The organism is Chromobacterium sp. S0633 (assembly GCF_024158805.1).
In the GTDB taxonomy this organism is placed as follows: domain Bacteria; phylum Pseudomonadota; class Gammaproteobacteria; order Burkholderiales; family Chromobacteriaceae; genus Chromobacterium.
Window position 1 is genome coordinate 175,964 of record NZ_JAMZGH010000001.1, and the last position, 16,213, is coordinate 192,176.

The 16,213-nt window shown below is 64.9% G+C and carries 15 protein-coding genes; 7 read left to right on the top strand and 8 right to left on the bottom strand.

Annotated elements, in window-relative coordinates; all coding sequences use genetic code 11:
* Positions 1 to 57 precede the first annotated feature (57 nt).
* The 4 genes from NK214_RS00880 (at position 58) to NK214_RS00895 (ending at position 6,167) form a co-directional block, all read left to right on the top strand.
* Positions 58 to 1,773, top strand: coding sequence for a tetratricopeptide repeat-containing response regulator (locus tag NK214_RS00880; protein ID WP_107797762.1), 1,716 nt, complete (start codon positions 58 to 60; stop codon positions 1,771 to 1,773).
* A complete protein-coding gene (locus NK214_RS00885) occupies positions 1,761 to 2,501 on the top strand; it encodes a LytTR family DNA-binding domain-containing protein (protein WP_227106391.1) in 741 nt (246 codons plus the stop codon). Before NK214_RS00880 ends, NK214_RS00885 begins: the two co-directional genes overlap by 13 nt.
* Positions 2,502 to 2,729: 228 nt before the next feature.
* Positions 2,730 to 4,430 (top strand): hydrogenase maturation protein, encoded by a 1,701-nt coding sequence (locus tag NK214_RS00890; protein ID WP_253313549.1) that lies wholly within the window; start codon positions 2,730 to 2,732, stop codon positions 4,428 to 4,430.
* Between the two features lie 279 nt (positions 4,431 to 4,709).
* The gene (locus tag NK214_RS00895) at positions 4,710 to 6,167 is read left to right on the top strand and encodes a sensor domain-containing diguanylate cyclase (protein WP_158274199.1); all 1,458 of its coding nucleotides are present in this window, start codon (positions 4,710 to 4,712) and stop codon (positions 6,165 to 6,167) included.
* 27 nt (positions 6,168 to 6,194) lie between these two features.
* Here NK214_RS00895 and NK214_RS00900 read toward each other — a convergent pair whose 3' ends face one another.
* From NK214_RS00900 to NK214_RS00930, 7 genes are all read right to left on the bottom strand, one after another.
* Positions 6,195 to 7,550: a nucleobase:cation symporter-2 family protein gene (locus NK214_RS00900; RefSeq protein ID WP_107797758.1), complete on the bottom strand. Its 1,356-nt coding sequence runs from the start codon at positions 7,548 to 7,550 to the stop codon at positions 6,195 to 6,197.
* A 111-nt stretch (positions 7,551 to 7,661) separates the two neighbouring features.
* Positions 7,662 to 8,165: an ureidoglycolate lyase gene (locus NK214_RS00905; protein WP_107797757.1), complete on the bottom strand. Its 504-nt coding sequence runs from the start codon at positions 8,163 to 8,165 to the stop codon at positions 7,662 to 7,664.
* A 42-nt stretch (positions 8,166 to 8,207) separates the two neighbouring features.
* The gene (gene alc, locus NK214_RS00910) at positions 8,208 to 9,248 is read right to left on the bottom strand and encodes an allantoicase (RefSeq protein WP_253313550.1); all 1,041 of its coding nucleotides are present in this window, start codon (positions 9,246 to 9,248) and stop codon (positions 8,208 to 8,210) included.
* Between the two features lie 47 nt (positions 9,249 to 9,295).
* A complete protein-coding gene (locus tag NK214_RS00915) occupies positions 9,296 to 9,913 on the bottom strand; it encodes a LysE family translocator (protein ID WP_253313551.1) in 618 nt (205 codons plus the stop codon).
* 24 nt (positions 9,914 to 9,937) lie between these two features.
* The gene (gene uraD, locus NK214_RS00920) at positions 9,938 to 10,450 is read right to left on the bottom strand and encodes a 2-oxo-4-hydroxy-4-carboxy-5-ureidoimidazoline decarboxylase (RefSeq protein WP_253313552.1); all 513 of its coding nucleotides are present in this window, start codon (positions 10,448 to 10,450) and stop codon (positions 9,938 to 9,940) included.
* Positions 10,441 to 11,379, bottom strand: coding sequence for an allantoinase PuuE (gene puuE / locus NK214_RS00925; protein WP_253313553.1), 939 nt, complete (start codon positions 11,377 to 11,379; stop codon positions 10,441 to 10,443). Before puuE ends, uraD begins: the two co-directional genes overlap by 10 nt.
* Positions 11,380 to 11,396: 17 nt before the next feature.
* On the bottom strand, positions 11,397 to 12,137 hold the full coding sequence (locus NK214_RS00930; protein WP_107797752.1) for a GntR family transcriptional regulator: 741 nt from the start codon (positions 12,135 to 12,137) through the stop codon (positions 11,397 to 11,399).
* A 177-nt stretch (positions 12,138 to 12,314) separates the two neighbouring features.
* Here NK214_RS00930 and uraH point away from each other — a divergent pair, with 177 nt between their 5' ends.
* The 3 genes from uraH (at position 12,315) to NK214_RS00945 (ending at position 14,807) form a co-directional block, all read left to right on the top strand.
* Positions 12,315 to 12,668, top strand: coding sequence for a hydroxyisourate hydrolase (gene uraH / locus NK214_RS00935; protein WP_253313554.1), 354 nt, complete (start codon positions 12,315 to 12,317; stop codon positions 12,666 to 12,668).
* A gap of 33 nt (positions 12,669 to 12,701) precedes the next feature.
* Positions 12,702 to 13,958 carry a urate hydroxylase PuuD gene (locus tag NK214_RS00940; RefSeq protein WP_253313555.1) on the top strand — a complete coding sequence of 419 codons (1,257 nt, stop codon included), beginning with the start codon at positions 12,702 to 12,704 and terminating at the stop codon, positions 13,956 to 13,958.
* 399 nt (positions 13,959 to 14,357) lie between these two features.
* Positions 14,358 to 14,807, top strand: a complete 450-nt coding sequence (locus tag NK214_RS00945; RefSeq protein WP_253313556.1) for a hypothetical protein — start codon at positions 14,358 to 14,360, stop codon at positions 14,805 to 14,807.
* Between the two features lie 598 nt (positions 14,808 to 15,405).
* Here NK214_RS00945 and NK214_RS00950 read toward each other — a convergent pair.
* Complete coding sequence (locus NK214_RS00950) at positions 15,406 to 16,032, bottom strand: hypothetical protein (RefSeq protein ID WP_107801121.1); 627 nt, start codon at positions 16,030 to 16,032, stop codon at positions 15,406 to 15,408.
* Between the last annotated feature and the right edge of the window lie 181 nt (positions 16,033 to 16,213).

Below are 16,213 nucleotides of genomic sequence, written 5' to 3' on the forward strand. Positions count from 1 at the left end.
GCGATTTTTGTAAGTCGCACTGATGACAGTTTGCGGAGAATCGTCAAAGATAGCGAGATGAGCACAGCCAACACCAACTCGACCACCTTCCAGAGCGTCGCCGCCGCCAGCAAGACCGGCGCCGCGCCGCGGAAAAGCTACGACGATCCGTACAGCAAGCGTCTGTTCCTGATCATAGACAGCCTGCCGGAAATGCAGCGCGCGCTGGCGATGACCCTTTCCTCCTTCGGCGCTGACAAGGTGGAGTACGCCAGCAAGGCCGGCGACGCGCTGGCCAAGATGGGCAAGTACGAGTTCGACGTGGTGCTGTGCGACTACGATCTGGGCAACGGCTACGACGGCCTCTACCTGTTCGAAGAGGTCAAGGAACGCAATCTGATCAAGCAGTCCTGCGTGTTCATGATCGTCACCGGCGAGCGCCGCTCCCAGCGCGTGATCTCCGCCGCGGAACTGGGGCCCGACGACTACCTGCTCAAACCCTTCACCGGCGAAGTGCTGCGCGAGCGGCTGGAAAAGGCGATGCGCCGCCGCGAAGCCTTCCGTCTGGTGGACGAGGCCATCATGCGCCACGAATACCTGAGCGCCATCGAAGTCTGCACGCGCCTGATCGGCGAGCGAGGCGAATTCACGCTGGACTTCATGAAGCTCAAGGGCTCGCTGGCGCTGAAGATAGGCGACTTCGACAGCGCGCGTTCCCTGTACATGGACGTGCTGCGCATCAAGCCGGTGCCCTGGGCCAAGATGGGCCTGGCCAAATCGCTGACCGGGCTGAAAGCCTACGACGAGGCGCGGCTGCTGTTCGAAGAGGTGCTCACCGACAACGACCGGGTGATGGAAGCCTACGACTGGCTGGCCAAGCTCTACCGCAGCAACCACAATCTGGACGAAGCCCAGGCCACCTTGAAACAGGCCACCGACATCTCGCCGGTGGTGTTCCGCCGCCAGCAGCAGCTGGCGGAAGTGGCCCTGCTCAATAATCAGCTGGAAGTGGCGGAAGGCGCCTGCCAGACCACGCTGGACATCGCCAAATACACCTGGCACCGCAGCCCCACCCACTACGCCGCGCTGGCGCGGGTGCAACTGGCGCGCGGTGACACCGCCAACGTCGGCCGCACCCTGTCCAATCTGCGCCGCGACTACCGCTACAACGAAGAAGGCGAATGGATGGCCGGCGTGGTGGACAGCCAGCTGCAAAACAAAAAGGGCAACCGCGACAAGGCGCGTCAGTTGTTTAGCGACGCCGAGACCAAATTCCGCCAGCTGGCGCCCAAACTCAGCAGCGACGCGCAGATGGAGTTCGCCCGCGCCTGCTACGCCCAGGGCCACAAGGACGCCGGCAACAGCGTGATGCGCGATCTGGTGCGCAACCATCACGACGACGAGGAACTGCTGGCGCGCTTCGGCGACATGTTCGAAGAAGTGGGCCTGGGCGAGGACGGCCGCCAGCTGATCGCCGACAATGTGCAATCGGTGCTGGAACTCAACAACCAGGCGGTGCGCGAAGCCCAGGCCGGGCAATTCGACTCCGCCATCGAGCGCTTCGTCAAAGCCCACGAGGAAATGCCGCAAAACATCCAGGTCATGCTCAACCTGATCAACGCCACCATGGCCTACGTCCACCGCCAGGGCTGGCACGAAAGCCATATGCGCCGCGCCCACGACATGCTGAGCAAGGTGCGCGACCTCGCCCCCACCAACAACAAGTTCCAGAAAATCCTGCAAGCCTGGCGCATGCTGGTGGAAAAGCTGGGCAAGCCGCAATGGGTGCTGTAAGCCCCTGGCAAGATTGGCGCGCGCTGGTGGTGGACGACGAACCGCTGGCCTGCGAGCGCCTGCGCCAACTGCTGCGCGAGCAAGGCCTGCAACATGTTTACTGCCTGACCGACAGCCGCCAGGCCATGAGCTGGCTGGCGCAAAACCCGGCCGACATCGTGCTGGCCGACATCTCCATGCCCGGCGTTTCCGGCCTGGAACTGGCTCAGCAACTGCGGCGCCAGCCGCTGGCGCCGCAGCTGATCTTCACCACCGCCCATGAACAGTACGCGGTCAGCGCCTTCGAACTGGAGGCCATAGACTACCTGCTCAAGCCGGTGCGGCGCGAACGCCTGCGTCAGGCGCTGGAGCGCGCCGCCCGCCAGCGCGGCGATGCGCCGCAGCCGGAGGCCAGCTTCACCGTGCGCCAGCGCGACCGCCTGCTGCCCATCCCCTTCTCCCAGGCCCGCTACCTCAAGGCCGAACTCAAATACGTCACCCTGGTGACCCCGGACGCGGAATACCTGCTGGACGAAACCCTGATCGCACTGGAACAGCGGCTGGGCGACGCCGCCGTGCGCATCCACCGCAATTGCTTGGTGATGCGCCACGCGCTGCGCGAGCTGTTCCGCGCCAGCGCGGACGGCGAGGAACAATGGCAGGTGCGCCTGGCCGATATCGGCCAGCCTCTGCCGGTCAGCCGGCGGCAGCTGGCCGGCATCAAGCAATGCCTGCACCAGCAGGACTAGGCGCGCCCTTCCCTCCCCGCGCGCCGTCGCCATATATACAGATCACAAAACCAAAGCATCTGTAATCATTGATGGCAGAAAGCTGCGTTCTGATTTTCAATCGCATCAAGCTTGACTTTAGTCATTTGTCATTATCAGAACTAAAACTATCATCCTCGCCCATGCGCACGGTTCGCGCGGCAGCCTCCCGCCGCCGGCCATACATTCATTTTTGGGCAAGGAGCGGTCATGCGGTCATTGAAAATCATCTTGTTGTCGTCGGCGTTCAACGGACTCACCCAGCGCGCCTGGCTGGAATTGCGCCAGTCCGGCCACCAAGTCAGCGTGCAGCTGTTCACCAATGAACAGGAAGTCAGCGCCAACATCCAGCAATCCGGCGCCGATCTCGTCATCTGCCCCTTCCTCAAGGACCGGGTGCCGGAAACCCTGTGGCGCGACGCCAGCCGGCCGGTGGTCATCATCCACCCCGGCATCATCGGCGACCGCGGCGCCTCGGCGCTGGACTGGGCCATCACGCTGCGGGAAAAACGCTGGGGCGTCACCGCGCTGCAGGCGGTGGAGGAAATGGACGCCGGCCCGATCTGGTCCAGCTGCGAATTCGACATGCCGCCGGACGTACGCAAATCCGAGCTCTACAACGGCCCGGTCAGCGACGCCGCCCTGTATTGCATCCGCGACGTGGTGGAGAAGTTCGGCACCGGCTTCAAGCCCGCGCCGTTGGACTACGGCCAAGCGCATGTGCGCGGCCGGCTGCAAGCCAATATGCGGCAAAGCGACCGCGCCTTCCTGTGGCAACAGCCCGCCGCCGAGATCAAGCGCCGCATCGACGCCGCCGACGGCCAGCCCGGCGTGCTGACGCAACTGGCCGGCGGCGACTACTACGTCTACGACGCCCATCTGGACTACCGCGCCGGCCAGCCTGGCCAACTGCTGGCGGTGCACGACGACGCCGTGCTGGTGGGCGCCGGCGAGCACAGCCTGTGGCTGGGCGCGCTGCGCCGCAAGCCGGAGGCCGGCGAAGAAACCTTCAAACGCCCGGCGCGCCATGTGCTGGCCGGCTTGCTGGACGACGTGCCGCGGTTGGACTGGAGCCTCGCCACCCATCCTCACTGCGAGGAAAGCTATCAGCCCATCCGCTACCGCGAATACGGCCGCGTCGGCGAGCTGACCTTCGAGTTCTACAACGGCGCGATGAGCACCGAGCAATGCCGGCGGCTGAGCGAGGCCCTGCGCTGGGCCAAGGCCCAGGACACCAGCGTGCTGCTGGTGCGCGGCGGCCGCGGCAGCTTCAGCAACGGCGTCCACCTCAACGTGATTCAGGCCGCGCCGGAACCGGGGCTGGAAGCCTGGGCCAATATCCAGGCCATAGACGACGTCTGCCAGGAAATGCTGACTGCGCGGCAGCTGGTGGTGTCCGGCCTGAGCGGCAACGCCGGCGCCGGCGGCGTGATGCTGGCCCTGGCCGCCGATCTGGTGTTCGCCCGCGGCGGCGTGGTGCTCAACCCGCACTACAAGACCATGGGCCTGTACGGCTCGGAATACTGGACCTACAGCCTGCCGCGCGCGGTGGGCGAGGAACAGGCCCAGCAGCTGACCGAAGCCTGCCTGCCGCTGAGCGCGCGCGAAGCCTGGCGTCTGGGCATGGTCCACGACATTGGCCCGCACGACCCGCACGACTTCGGCGTCTGGCTGCGGCAGGCCGCCGGACTGGCGCTGAACGACGACCGCTTCCGCCCGCAGCGCGCGCGCAAGGCCGAGCTGGATCTGGAGCGCATGGAGCGCTGCCGCCAGACCGAGCTGCTGGAGATGCGCCAGGACATGGTGGAAAACCGCGGCCAGTTCCTGGAAAAATGCCGCAACTTCGTGCTCAAGCGCAAAGCCTGCGGCACGCCGCAACGCCTGATCGCCGACTGGGCGCAGGCGCGCTGAGCAACGGCGAGACAGCGCTTTAAAACAGCCTTCAAAGAGCAAAGACCCGTCTCTTCAACGCCCAAACGGCCCGCCCTGGCGGGCCGTTTGATTTCAATCTCATCCCGAAAAACCACAGTATTGTTTTACGTACAACTACTTAAAACCCGCTTTTTCATCAGTCAAAGCTAAAAAATAGCCGCTCCTTCTTATAAAATCTGTCATCCCCTCTTTCCCCCTTCCTACGGTTGCTACATGCGGACACGGCTGGTTTATGCAGGATGCATCGCGATATGGCTGGTGCTGAGTGCGCTAGTGGCCCTGTCGGTCGCCAGTCACGCGCTGCTGGGCGCGGAGCAGCAATTCAACCGCGACGCCCTGCTGCTGTCCGAACAGCTCAATCAAAAACTGCAAAGCCATGAAACCGTGCTGGACAGCTACGCCACCTTCAGCACGCTGGACCGCAGCTGGAGCCTGCCGTCCGAGAAAAGGCTGGCCCGGCAGCTGCTGCGCCGTTATCCACAGATCCAGTGGCTGGGGCATATCGAACGCATCAGTCCCGGCCAATTGCCGATGTTCAGACAACGCTTGAAGCAGCTGTACGGCCAAGCGCTGCCCCTGCCCGCCGCCAGCGGCGACGGCTGGGAAGGCCGCTTCGGCCTGTTCCCGCTCGCCTTCATCGAACCCATGCCCCAGCCCGGCCTGCTGGCCGCGGACCTGGGCCGGCTGCAAGCCGCGCGCCAAGCCCTTCAGAACGCGCTGGAAAGCGGACGGATGGAAATCTCCAGTCAGATCAAGTTGCCCGGCCTGCCGGCCGGCTATCTGCTGATCCGCGCCATGGACGATATGCTGAGCAAGCCGCTGGCCGCCCCGCTGGCGCCGGCCCACTTCGCCGCCATGGCGATACGCGCCGACAGCCTGCTGCCCAGCCCGCTGGCGCTGCGCGAGGGCGTGGAAGTGCGCCTGTTCCACCGCAACGACCCGCCGCCCGGCCCGCCCACCCTGCTGCGCGACGCGGCACGCGCCAGCGCCCTGGAAACCCTGCTCTTCCCCCGGCTGGAAGCCCGCCATCCGCTGGGCGGCGCCAGCCAGCCGCTCTTGCTCACCATCAGCCAGCAACTGGGCTGGCGGCAGATAGGCGCGTTTGAATGGGGCATGCTGCTATTCCTGTCGCTGGCCTTGCTGGCCGGCTTGCTGCTGGTATCGCACCACTATCTGCAACTGGCGCACGGACGTCGCCAGCGTGAAAACCAACTGTTCTACCTGGCCAATCACGACCGTCTGACCGGCCTGGCCAACCGCAATCTGTTCTACGACCGGCTGCAACACGCCATCTCGCGGGTGGACCGCAGCGGCAAGCGGCTGGCCTTGCTGTTCCTGGACCTGGATCGCTTCAAACCGGTGAACGACACCTACGGCCACATCACCGGCGACCGCATCCTGCAACTGATCGCCGCCCGCATCAAGGAAGAATTGCGCGGCGAAGACACGGTGGCGCGGCTGGGCGGCGACGAGTTCGTGGTGCTGATGGAAGACATAGAATCCAACCGCGAGGCGGACAAAATCGTCAATCGTCTGAAACAGGTGATTCATCAGCCCTACGAGGTCAACGATAACCTGATCACGGTGGGCGTCAGCATCGGCATCGCCTATTACCCGGAGGACGGCTTGTTGATCGACGAACTGCTGACGGTGGCGGACCGCAAAATGTACGGCGACAAGCGCGAGATCGCAGCGGCGGGCGCCGAGACGGCCTGATCCCAGGCCGCCGCAACCCCGCCCCCGCTAATGCGCGGCCTCCCCAAGCGCGACGCCTGACGACGCCGTCTCCCGCGGCCGCGCCAGGCCGTTGAACCAGACATTCAGCGCCACCGCGCTGACCGTGGCCAACAGGATGCCGCTGTGCAGCAGCGGCGCCAGCACCTCCGGCAGCTGCCGGAAAAAACCGGGCGACACCGTGGGAATCATGCCCAGGCCCAGGCTGATGGCCACCACCAGCAGATTATGCCGCTGCGTCTGATAGTCCACCTTGCCCAGAATCTTGATGCCGGTGGCCAGCACCATGCCGAACATCACCAGGCCGGCCCCTCCCAGCACAAAGGGCGGAATCGAGGCCACGATCAGCGACATCTTGGGCACCAGGCCAAACACCACCAGGATGCCGCCGGCCATCACGCACACCCAGCGGCTGCTGACCCCGGTGACGCCCACCAGGCCGACGTTCTGGGAAAACGAGGTATGCGGGAAGGAATTGAACAGACCGCCGATCACCGTGCCCAGCGCGTCCACCCGCAGGCCGCGCACCAAGGCCGCTCTGTCCACCGGACGTTCCACGATCTCCCCCAGCGCCAGAAACATGCCCATGGACTCCACGAAGATGATCAGCATCACCACGGTCAGCGTCAGGATGGACCACAGCTCAAAGCGCGGCATGCCGAAACGGAAGGGCGCGATGGGCGCGAACCAGGCCGCCTCGCCCAGGCCGCCCAAATTGACCTTGCCCAGCAGCAAGGCCAGGACAAAGCCGAACAGCAAACCCAGCAACACCGCGATATTGCAGAAAAAGCCTTTCAGATAGCGGGTGATCAAGAGGATGAACACCAGCACCGCCACCGACACCCCCAGATAAAGCGGATGGCCGTAATCCGGGTTGCCCCTGCCGCCGGCGGCCCAGTCTATGCCGACGCGGATGATGGACAGGCCGATGGAGGTGATCACCACCCCAGTGACCAGCGGCGGAAACAGGCCGATCAAGCGCCCCATCAGCGGCACCAGCAACAGGCTGAGCACCCCGGCGCCGATGGTGGCGCCGAAGATGCCGGGCAGGCCCAGCGCCGGGTTGCCGCCAATGGCCACCATCGGGCCCACGGCGGCGAAAGTCACCGCCATGATGACCGGCAGCCGGATGCCCAGGCCGCGGAAGCCCACACACTGCAATAGCGTCACCAGCCCGCAACAGAATAAATCGGCGCTGATCAAGAACGCGATCTGCTCCTTGGGCAAGCCCAAGGAACCGCCGATGATCAGCGGCACCGCCACCGCGCCGGCGTACATCACCAACACATGCTGCAGGCCCAGGGTGAACAGCTTGCCCGCCGGCAGGGGCTGATCCACCGGGTGCACCGTCTGCTTGCCATCCATGCTCGTCTCCTTGGTAGATGCCGGGCCGCTTTTTCAAACACGCGGTCCTGGCGACTTGCGGGTATTACACAATCGACTCCTTGACAGCAAATAAGGGAAGGCGGCGCAGGCTCAGCCCGCGCCGCCCGGTTTGATCAGGCAGGGGCGCGACAAGACGGCCTCGTCGCAGTTGTCGCCGGCGCCGATGCGGTCCAGCAGAATGAAATCGCCCACCTGCTCCAGACAAGTCAGCGGGTGGTGCCAGGTGCCGCGGTGGTAGTTGACCCCCTGATCCCCGCGCGCCAGGAAGGCGCGGATCCGGTCTTCGTCCGGACGGTCGCCCATGCCTGCCGGCGCCACCACCACCACGCAGGCGGCGCCGCTGCAGGGAATGAAGGCCTGGCTGCCCAGCGGATGCCGTTCCAGCATGCGGATCTCCAACGGCAGGCCATGCGCGTCGCCGCGCGCCATGCTGATGCCGGGCTGGCCGCCGCCGGCCTCCACCAGGCCCAGCCGGTGATAGCGGCGAGTGCTGCCCTGATTGATGGGAAACCAATCGCTGCCGTCGATTTCGATCACATCGCCAAACGGGGCGAACGCCTGTTTGGTCAACGGTTCCAAGCTTAGAATCCTCATGCCTCGCTCCTCAACAGAACGCCATCGGCAAGGGCGAGCGGCTCAATCCGCCAGCCGTCCCCAAATCCGCAGCCGGCTGACCCCGCCATCCGGGAAGATGTTCAGCCGCACATGGGTGACCGCGCCCAGATCGCGCAGCATGGTCTTGTCGTAAAAATGCTGCCGGTCCATCTCGGTTTTCTGCTCCGGCAATAAGTGCTCCCAAAACATGGCTTGGGTCACGATGGATTGATCGGTGCCTTGACGAACGTAAGCCGCCTGCACCGAGACCCGATCCGGGTAATTGCCCTTGAAATGCGCGGTGTCGACTTCGATGCTGTCCACCAGCGCCGCATGTCCCAGCTCGACGATGCACCAGTCGTTGCCCGGCTCTCGGCGGCGGCGGGTTTCCCAGCCGTCGCCCATATTCACACCGCGCCCCGGCATGATCAGCCGGAAGGGCACGCCGAAATGGGCGTCGTTATAGGCGACGATGCGGCCGCCCTTTTCCAGCGCCGACACCTCATGCAGCGCGGCCGGGTCCTGTCGCGCCCAGTCGCAGGCGGGCTGGCCGTAGACGCGGAAACGCGCCACGCCGCCGTCCGGGTAAATATTCAAACGCAGATGGGTCCAATCGCGCGCATCGTCGATGGCGATGAAATGATGGGCGCTGGCGCCCAAGGAGGTGGCCGGCAGGATTTCCACCCACTCGCTGCCTTCGTCCGGATCGCCGGCCGAACGGCAGGCGTCCACCGAGGCCGCCGGCGGGTAGTTGCCGCTGAAGTGGCTGGTATCGATGTCCAGTCCCTTGATCACCCCGGGCAGGCCCAGCTTGATCACCGCGTGGTCGTAGCCGCCGTTGCGGCGGCGGCGGGTTTCCCAGCCGTCCATCCATTTGCCGTGATCGTCGAACTCGCCGACGATGAACACCGGCTCGGACGCTTGCAGCATCCGCTCCGCCGCGGCGAACCACTGATCGGAACAGGCCAGGACCCTGGCGCCGAAATCCGCCGCGGCCAGATTGGCGTAACGCCGGGCGAACTCCGGCACCTCGACCGCCGGGGCGTGCAGCGCCGTTCCCGCCGGGTGATTGACAAGCGCCATCAAACTTTCTCCTTATCAATGACGTCGGCGCGCGCGCCGTACGCCGTTCATGCCACCAGCCGGCTCCAAATCAGCGCCAGCCCCAAGGCGAGAAAAAACAAGGCCGAAACCTTGAGGAAGACGAGCCGCAGCACCGCCAGACGCTGGAAGAACAGCTCCGCCAACAGGCCGTACGCGGTCTTGCACGATAAATCGATCGCCACCCAGCCGGCCGCCATCCAGCCCAGTTGCGGCGCCAGCGGCGCTTGGGCGTTGATGAACTGCGGCAGCAGCGCCACGAAAAAAGCGATGTCCTTGGGATTGCTGATGCCCAGCAGAAAAGCATGGGAAAACCATTGCGCCGGCGCCGCCTTTCGGCGGCCCTGAGCCGCCGCGGCCCGGCCGGCGCCGCGCCAGGTCTTGAAACCCAGCCACAGCAGATAGCCGGCCCCCAGCGTCTGCAGGACGGAGAACAGACCGGGAGAGGCCAGGATCAGCGCGCCCACGCCCAAGGCGGACAAAAGCAGCAGCGACAAAGACGCCAGCACGCCGCCGGCAAACGCCGGCCAGGCGCGCAACAGGCCATGCTCGGCGCTGGTGGCGACCATGAACAGCGACAGGGGGCCGGGCACGGCGATCACCACCAGGATGGACAACAAGTACATGACGAGAATCTGGCTGGACATGGCGGCTCCGGTCTTGGCGCGGGATCAGGAAGAAATCAGTTCGGCCAAGCGCAGGCCGGCGATCCGATAGATTTGCTGCAAACAGGCCAGCCGTTCCGCCTCCGGCTCGGCAGCCAGCCGCCGCTGGAACTCGGCGATGACGCCGGCGCGCCCATAGCCGCGCACCGCCAGGATGAAGGGAAAACCGAAACGGGCCCGGTAGTCGGCGTTCAGCCGCCGCAACAACTCCAGTTCCTGCGGCGAACACTGATCCAGGCCGGCGCCGCCTTGCTCGGCGGCGGACTCGGCGGTCAACTCCCCGCGCAGCGCGGCCTTGCCGGCCAGCTCCGGGTGGGCGCGGATCAGTTTCAATTGCGCCTCCGCTCCCGCCTCCTCCACCTGCCGCCGCATGCAGCCGTGCAGGTCCGCCACGCTGGCGAACGGCCTCAGGCCGGCCGCCTGCGCCGCCACCCACGGCGAGTGCTCGAAAACACCACCCAGCGCGGTGACGAACTGCTCCGTCGGCAGGGCGTTGATGCGTTCCAGCGTCAAGGACATGGCCGCTCTCCGGTGAAAGGATGCGTCTCCCGCCAATGCCGGGCGATGTCCAGCCGCCGGCAGATCCATACCCGCGGATGACGCTCCAGATAATCGAGAAAACGACACAGGCCGGCAAAGCGGCCGGGCCGGCCGATCAAGCGGCAATGCAGGCCCACCGACAACATGCGCGGCTTGTCCGCCCCTTCGGCGTACAGCACGTCGAACGCGTCTTTCAGATAGCTGAAAAAATGCTCGCCGGTATTGAAGCCCTGCGCGGTGGCGAAGCGCATATCGTTGGTGTCCAGCGCGTAAGGCACGATCAGATGCGGCTGCTCGCCGCCGTCGCTGCGCCGCACCAGGGTCCAGAACGGCAAATCGTCGCCGTAGTAATCGGAGTCGTAGAGAAAGCCGCCGTCGTCCGCCACCAGCCGGCGCGTATTGGGGCTGTCGCGGCCGGTGTACCAGCCGGACGGACGCTGGCCGGTCAAACGACGGATCGCCTCCACGCAGCGCCGCATGTGCTCCCGCTCCACCGCTTCGTCCACCTGCTGATAATGCAGCCAGCGATAGCCGTGGCCGGCGATCTCGTGGCCCAGCTCCGCCAGCACGCCGGCCAGCTCCGGATGCCGCTCCAAAGCCATGCCGACGCCGAACACCGTCAAGGGCAGGCCGCGCCGCTCAAACTCGCGCAGAATGCGCCACACCCCGGCGCGCGAGCCGTACTCGTAAATCGACTCCATCGACAGATGCCGCGCCGGGTAGGCCGCCGCGCCGATGATTTCCGACAAGAACTGCTCGGAGCCGGCGTCGCCGTGCAACACGCAACTCTCGCCGCCTTCCTCGTAATTGAGCACGAACTGCACGGCGATGCGCGCCGCGCCCGGCCAGTTGGCCTCCGGCAGATCGCGGCCGTAGCCGATCAAATCGCGTGGGTAATCCGCCTGCATGGCCATCCTTCCCGCTGTCAGCGCTTAAGATTGAACACCGTCCACGGGTCCAAATGGGTGTGGGTTTCCACCTTCATCCGCCGCTCGCAATCCTCCAGATGATGGTGCATCGCCGCCGCCGCGCCGGCGCGGTCCCCCGCCTCCAGCCGCGTCAGAATCGCCTCATGCTCGTCGAAGGAACAAGCGCTGCGGCCGGGCACATCGTATAAGGCGATGATCAGCGAAGTGCGCGAACACAGGCCGTGCATCAACTCGGTCAACACCTCGTTGTCGGCCAGCCGCGCCAATTGCACATGGAAGGCGTTGGACAGACGGATCCAGCTGACCCGGTCTCCGCGCTCGAAGGCGGCGCGCTCGTCGGCCACCATGCGCCGCATCGGCGGCAGGCGCTCGGCCAGATCGGGCAAGGCCAGCAGCTTGTCCAGAATCGCCGCCTCCACCATGCGCCGCGCCTCGAACACATCGCGGGTTTCCTTCTCGTCCGGCTTGGCGACGAAAGCGCCGCGGTTGGGCAGGATGTCGACGATCTTGTCGTGCGCCAGCTGGGCCAGCGCGCTGCGGGCGCTGCTGCGCGAACATTGAAAGGCGTCGCACAGCACCGCCTCGGTCAGCTTGACCCCCGGCAATAAGCGCTGGTCTATCACCGCGTCGAAGATTTCCCAGTACAAGCGATCGGCGTCATTGCCCGGCGCGCCGTCGCCCACCAAGGTGGACGCCCTGGGCGCCGCGGCCTGCGTTCCGTTAGCGGAATGCAACATGTCCTCTCCCGGTATTTCCATATCCCGCTCTATGCCTTCAGAATTTTGTTGACAATTATTGTCGTTGGCAAACACTATCGTCAACACAAATTGTCGACAATTTTAAATCGCCATCGCGAACAACAAGATCGACAACAGGTCCGCCAGATCGGGCCGCACAACAAAGGAGAAACAACCGTGGGCAAATTGACCACCCATGTGCTGGACACCATGCACGGCAAGCCGGCGGCGGGCGTGCGCTGCCAGTTGTACCGGCTGGACGGAGAACAACGGCTGTTGCAGGCCGACACGACGACCACGCACGACGGCCGCTGTGAACGCCCGCTGCTGGAAGGCGAGCAGCTGCGCGCCGGCGTGTACGAACTGCTATTCCATGCCGGCGATTATTTCGCCGCCCAAGGCGTGAAGTTGCCGGAACCGCGCTTTCTAGATCAGGTGCTGCTGCGCTTCGGCGTCGCCAAGGCGGACGAAAACTTCCATGTGCCGCTGGTCCTGACGCCGTGGAGCTACTCCACCTACCGCGGCAGTTGACGCTGTTCCCGTCCCCCACCCGGAAACCTCGCCATGGAAAACTACCTGCTGGAGCTGGGCAACCTGCTGCTGCGCTGGTTGCACGTGATCGCCGCCATCGCCTGGATAGGCGAATCGATTTACTTCGTCATGTTGGACAACAGCCTGTCGCCGCCCGCCGCCGCCGATGCCCCGCACGGCCTGCACGGCGAAATGTTCGCCGTGCACGGCGGCGGCTTTTACCATAACCAGAAATACCTGGGCCAACCGCCCTTCCCGCTGGACGACAAACTGCACTGGTCATTCTGGAAATCCTACGCCACCTGGCTGTCCGGCTTTGGCCTGTTCTCCCTGCTCTACCTGCTCAATCCCGCCTTCTACCTGGTCAACCCCGCCAGCCCCTGGGCCTGGGCGGCGGCCTTGTCCGGCGGCGCGGCCGCCGTAATCGCCGTCGCCTTCCTCTTGGGCGGCTGGCTGGCCTACGATCAGCTCTGCCGCCGCATCAGTCCGGACATGAACCGCGACGGCGCGCTCAGCCTGGCCGTGGCGCTGCTGATGGCGCTGGCGGCCTACGCCAGCAGCCACATCTTCCAGGGCCGCGCCGCCTTCCTGATCACCGGCGCGGTCATGGCCACCTGCATGTCGGCCAATGTCCTGTTCTGGATCATTCCCGGTCAGCGCCGCATGGTGCGCGCCATCCAGGCCGGCGACAAACCCAATCCGCTGGATGGGCTGCGCGGCAAGCAACGCTCGGTGCACAACACCTATTTCACGCTGCCGGTGGTGTTCCTGATGATCAGCAATCACTACGCCTTCACCTTCGGCAGCCGCCACGCCTGGCTGATCATGGTGCTGTTCATCCTGTCCGGCGCGCTGATCCGCCAATACTTCGTGCTGCGCCACTCCGGCCGCCAGCGGCCGCTGCTGCCGGCGCTGGGCGGCCTGCTGCTGGTCGGCGTGGCGCTATTGGCCGCGCCGCCCCCGCCCAATACCGCGCCCGCGGCGCCGCAAGCCGCGGCGGACGCCGCTGAACCGGCGGCGGCGCAAACGGCGGCCGATGTCCGTCTGCGGCAGATTCACGCCATCATTCAAAACCGCTGCCTCTCCTGTCACTCGGCCACGCCCAGTCAGGCCGGCTTCGTGGCGCCGCCGGCCGGCCTGAAGTTTGACGATGCGCAGGAGATTCTCATCAACGCGCACCGAATCAAGCAGGCGGTGGCGTCCAAATACATGCCGCTGGCCAATTTGACCCAGATGACCCAGGAAGAGCGCGAGACTCTGGCGAAATGGGGGCCGGCGCCCGGCCGCTAACGCAACGCCGACCCGTTTGAAAATGGCGAGCGGCTTAGCCATATGGGTTGACTGGGGATAACTTTCCCATTCCGCCCCATCTGTGGATATCTTGAAACGATCAAGAAGAAGCCGCCTCGCCTTGACCCCCGCCCGCCGCTCGGCAACAATCCCCACGTTGCCGCCTACACGCGGCACCCGGGATTGGCGTCCCGGTACATCTCCATCTTTGTGGCCTACGCAGCAACTGCGCAGGCTGCTTTACCATGGCCGCGCCATTTGGCAGGCGCATGGTGGGGGAGTGCCATGGCACTCGCCGGTTTGGAGACAGTCCGGTACGCCAATCCTGCCACGCGCCTGCCCAATACCTCAGCCTTCCCCGGCAGGTGGTTTATCTTGTGTCACAGCAGGAGAAACACCATGCAACAGCCTCAAAACTTTCCCCCGCGCCGTCGCTACAAATTGAACGCCCTGGGACAACAGGAAGCGCTGCTCCCCTTCGTCCGCTTCTGCCCCGGCCGCACCTACCCGCATTACTGGCAAATGCCCACGCCCAGCAAGGATCTCCTCGCCGACCACGCCTATGGCCGCGAATGCGCGGCTCACCTATTGCAATGGCTGAAGGACAATCGGGAATACGTCGGCAAAGGTCTGCTCAGCCGCGTGGCGCGCGACATTGATTTTGACGACCGCGCCGGACGCGGTCAGTGGATGGGTTTCTTCAACTATCTGGAAATCATGATGCTGCTGGGCGCCGACCGGGTCCGGGTTTACCGCCATGTCGATAGCCAACACCAGATCTACCTGGCGCTGGGACAGCGCTTCAGCCTGGAAGCGCGCTTCCGCCGCATCCGCCTGCGAAACCGCTAAGCGTCTTGCGGTGGGTATCGCTACGCTCCACCCACCCTACGGTGGCTGGTTTGTCGGGGTATTTGTAGGGAGGGTGGAGCCGATAGGCGATACCCACCAAACCCCGCCGCCAAGGCCCAAGAATCGATCCCATCACGTTTCCGCGTGGGTACCGCTGCGCTCCTCCCTCCCTACGGCGGATAGTTTGGTCGGAGGTATTTGTAGGGTGGGTGGAGCCGTAGGCGATACCTGCCAAACTCCGCCGCCAAGGTCCAAGCATCGGTCCCACCGCGTTTCCGCGTGGGTATCGCTGCGCTCCTCCCTCCCTACGGCGGATAGTTTGGTCGGAGGTATTTGTAGGGTGGGTGGAGCCGAAAGGCGATACCCACCAAACCCCGCCGCCAAGGTCCAGGCATCGATCCCACCGCGTTTCCGCGTGGGTATCGCTGCGCTCCGCCCTACGGCGGATGCTTTGGTCGGGGGTATTTGTAGGGTGGGTGGAGCCGATAGGCGATACCCACCAAGCCTCGCCGCCTTTCCTTGCGCGTCACGCTTAAGGAGTGTGTGGAACGACGGCTCCCGCAAACACGAGCCGGAATGAAAACGCGCGTCCTAACCTTCAGGACGCGCCGCCTTGCCAACAGACGCCGCCGAGCATGGGTTCCGCCCAAAAAGGCGGACGGACGCCCTCCTCCGTTGTTTTGGCCATTTCCACCCAGGCGTCTTGCTTGCTCCACTCGTACAAAACGCCGGGCTGGATCAGATGCAGGTAGACGCGCTCGAAGGCGGACGACTCCAACAGATGATGGGTGGCGGCGGTCAGCGCCGCTTCCTGGATGAAGGCGGGAAACAGGGTGGTGGCGGCCACGCCGCCGAACTGCGGGATATTGGCCGCCAGCAGCAGGCTCAATTCATAGCCGGGCTTGGCCGCGTAGCGCTTCACGCACTTGGCTTGGATACGGTATTTGATCGCGGCGATGGGCGCGTTGGGCACGCTGATCGCCGCATCCTCGCCCTGCTGCGCCTGGCGCACTTCGCGGGCGCGCAGACAGCCCTTGCCGCCGCCGAACAAGTGCTCGTCCGCATGCACTTCCGTCACTTCGAAAGCGATCCGCCGGCCGTCGCTGAGGGTGGCGCCCACATCCGGCAGCGGCGGCGGCCAGGACTGCCGGTCCACTGCGTGCAAACCCTTGCGCTGCAATAAACGCAGCACCAGTTCCAGCTCTTTTTGCGCTTTTGAAGCCATCGGCCTCCCCCAGCCTGCGTCCGCTGGCGTTGCGGCGCGGCTGCGGCCGACAACGCCGGGGCGCGGTTATTTTGGCTATCGCTCAACCCAACCCGGCACAAGATATTTCTTTTTAGCACAAAAAATAAGCTATTCAGATTGGATTTAAAGTTTGATAAGCGATAGCGCTGCGCCGGGGGGG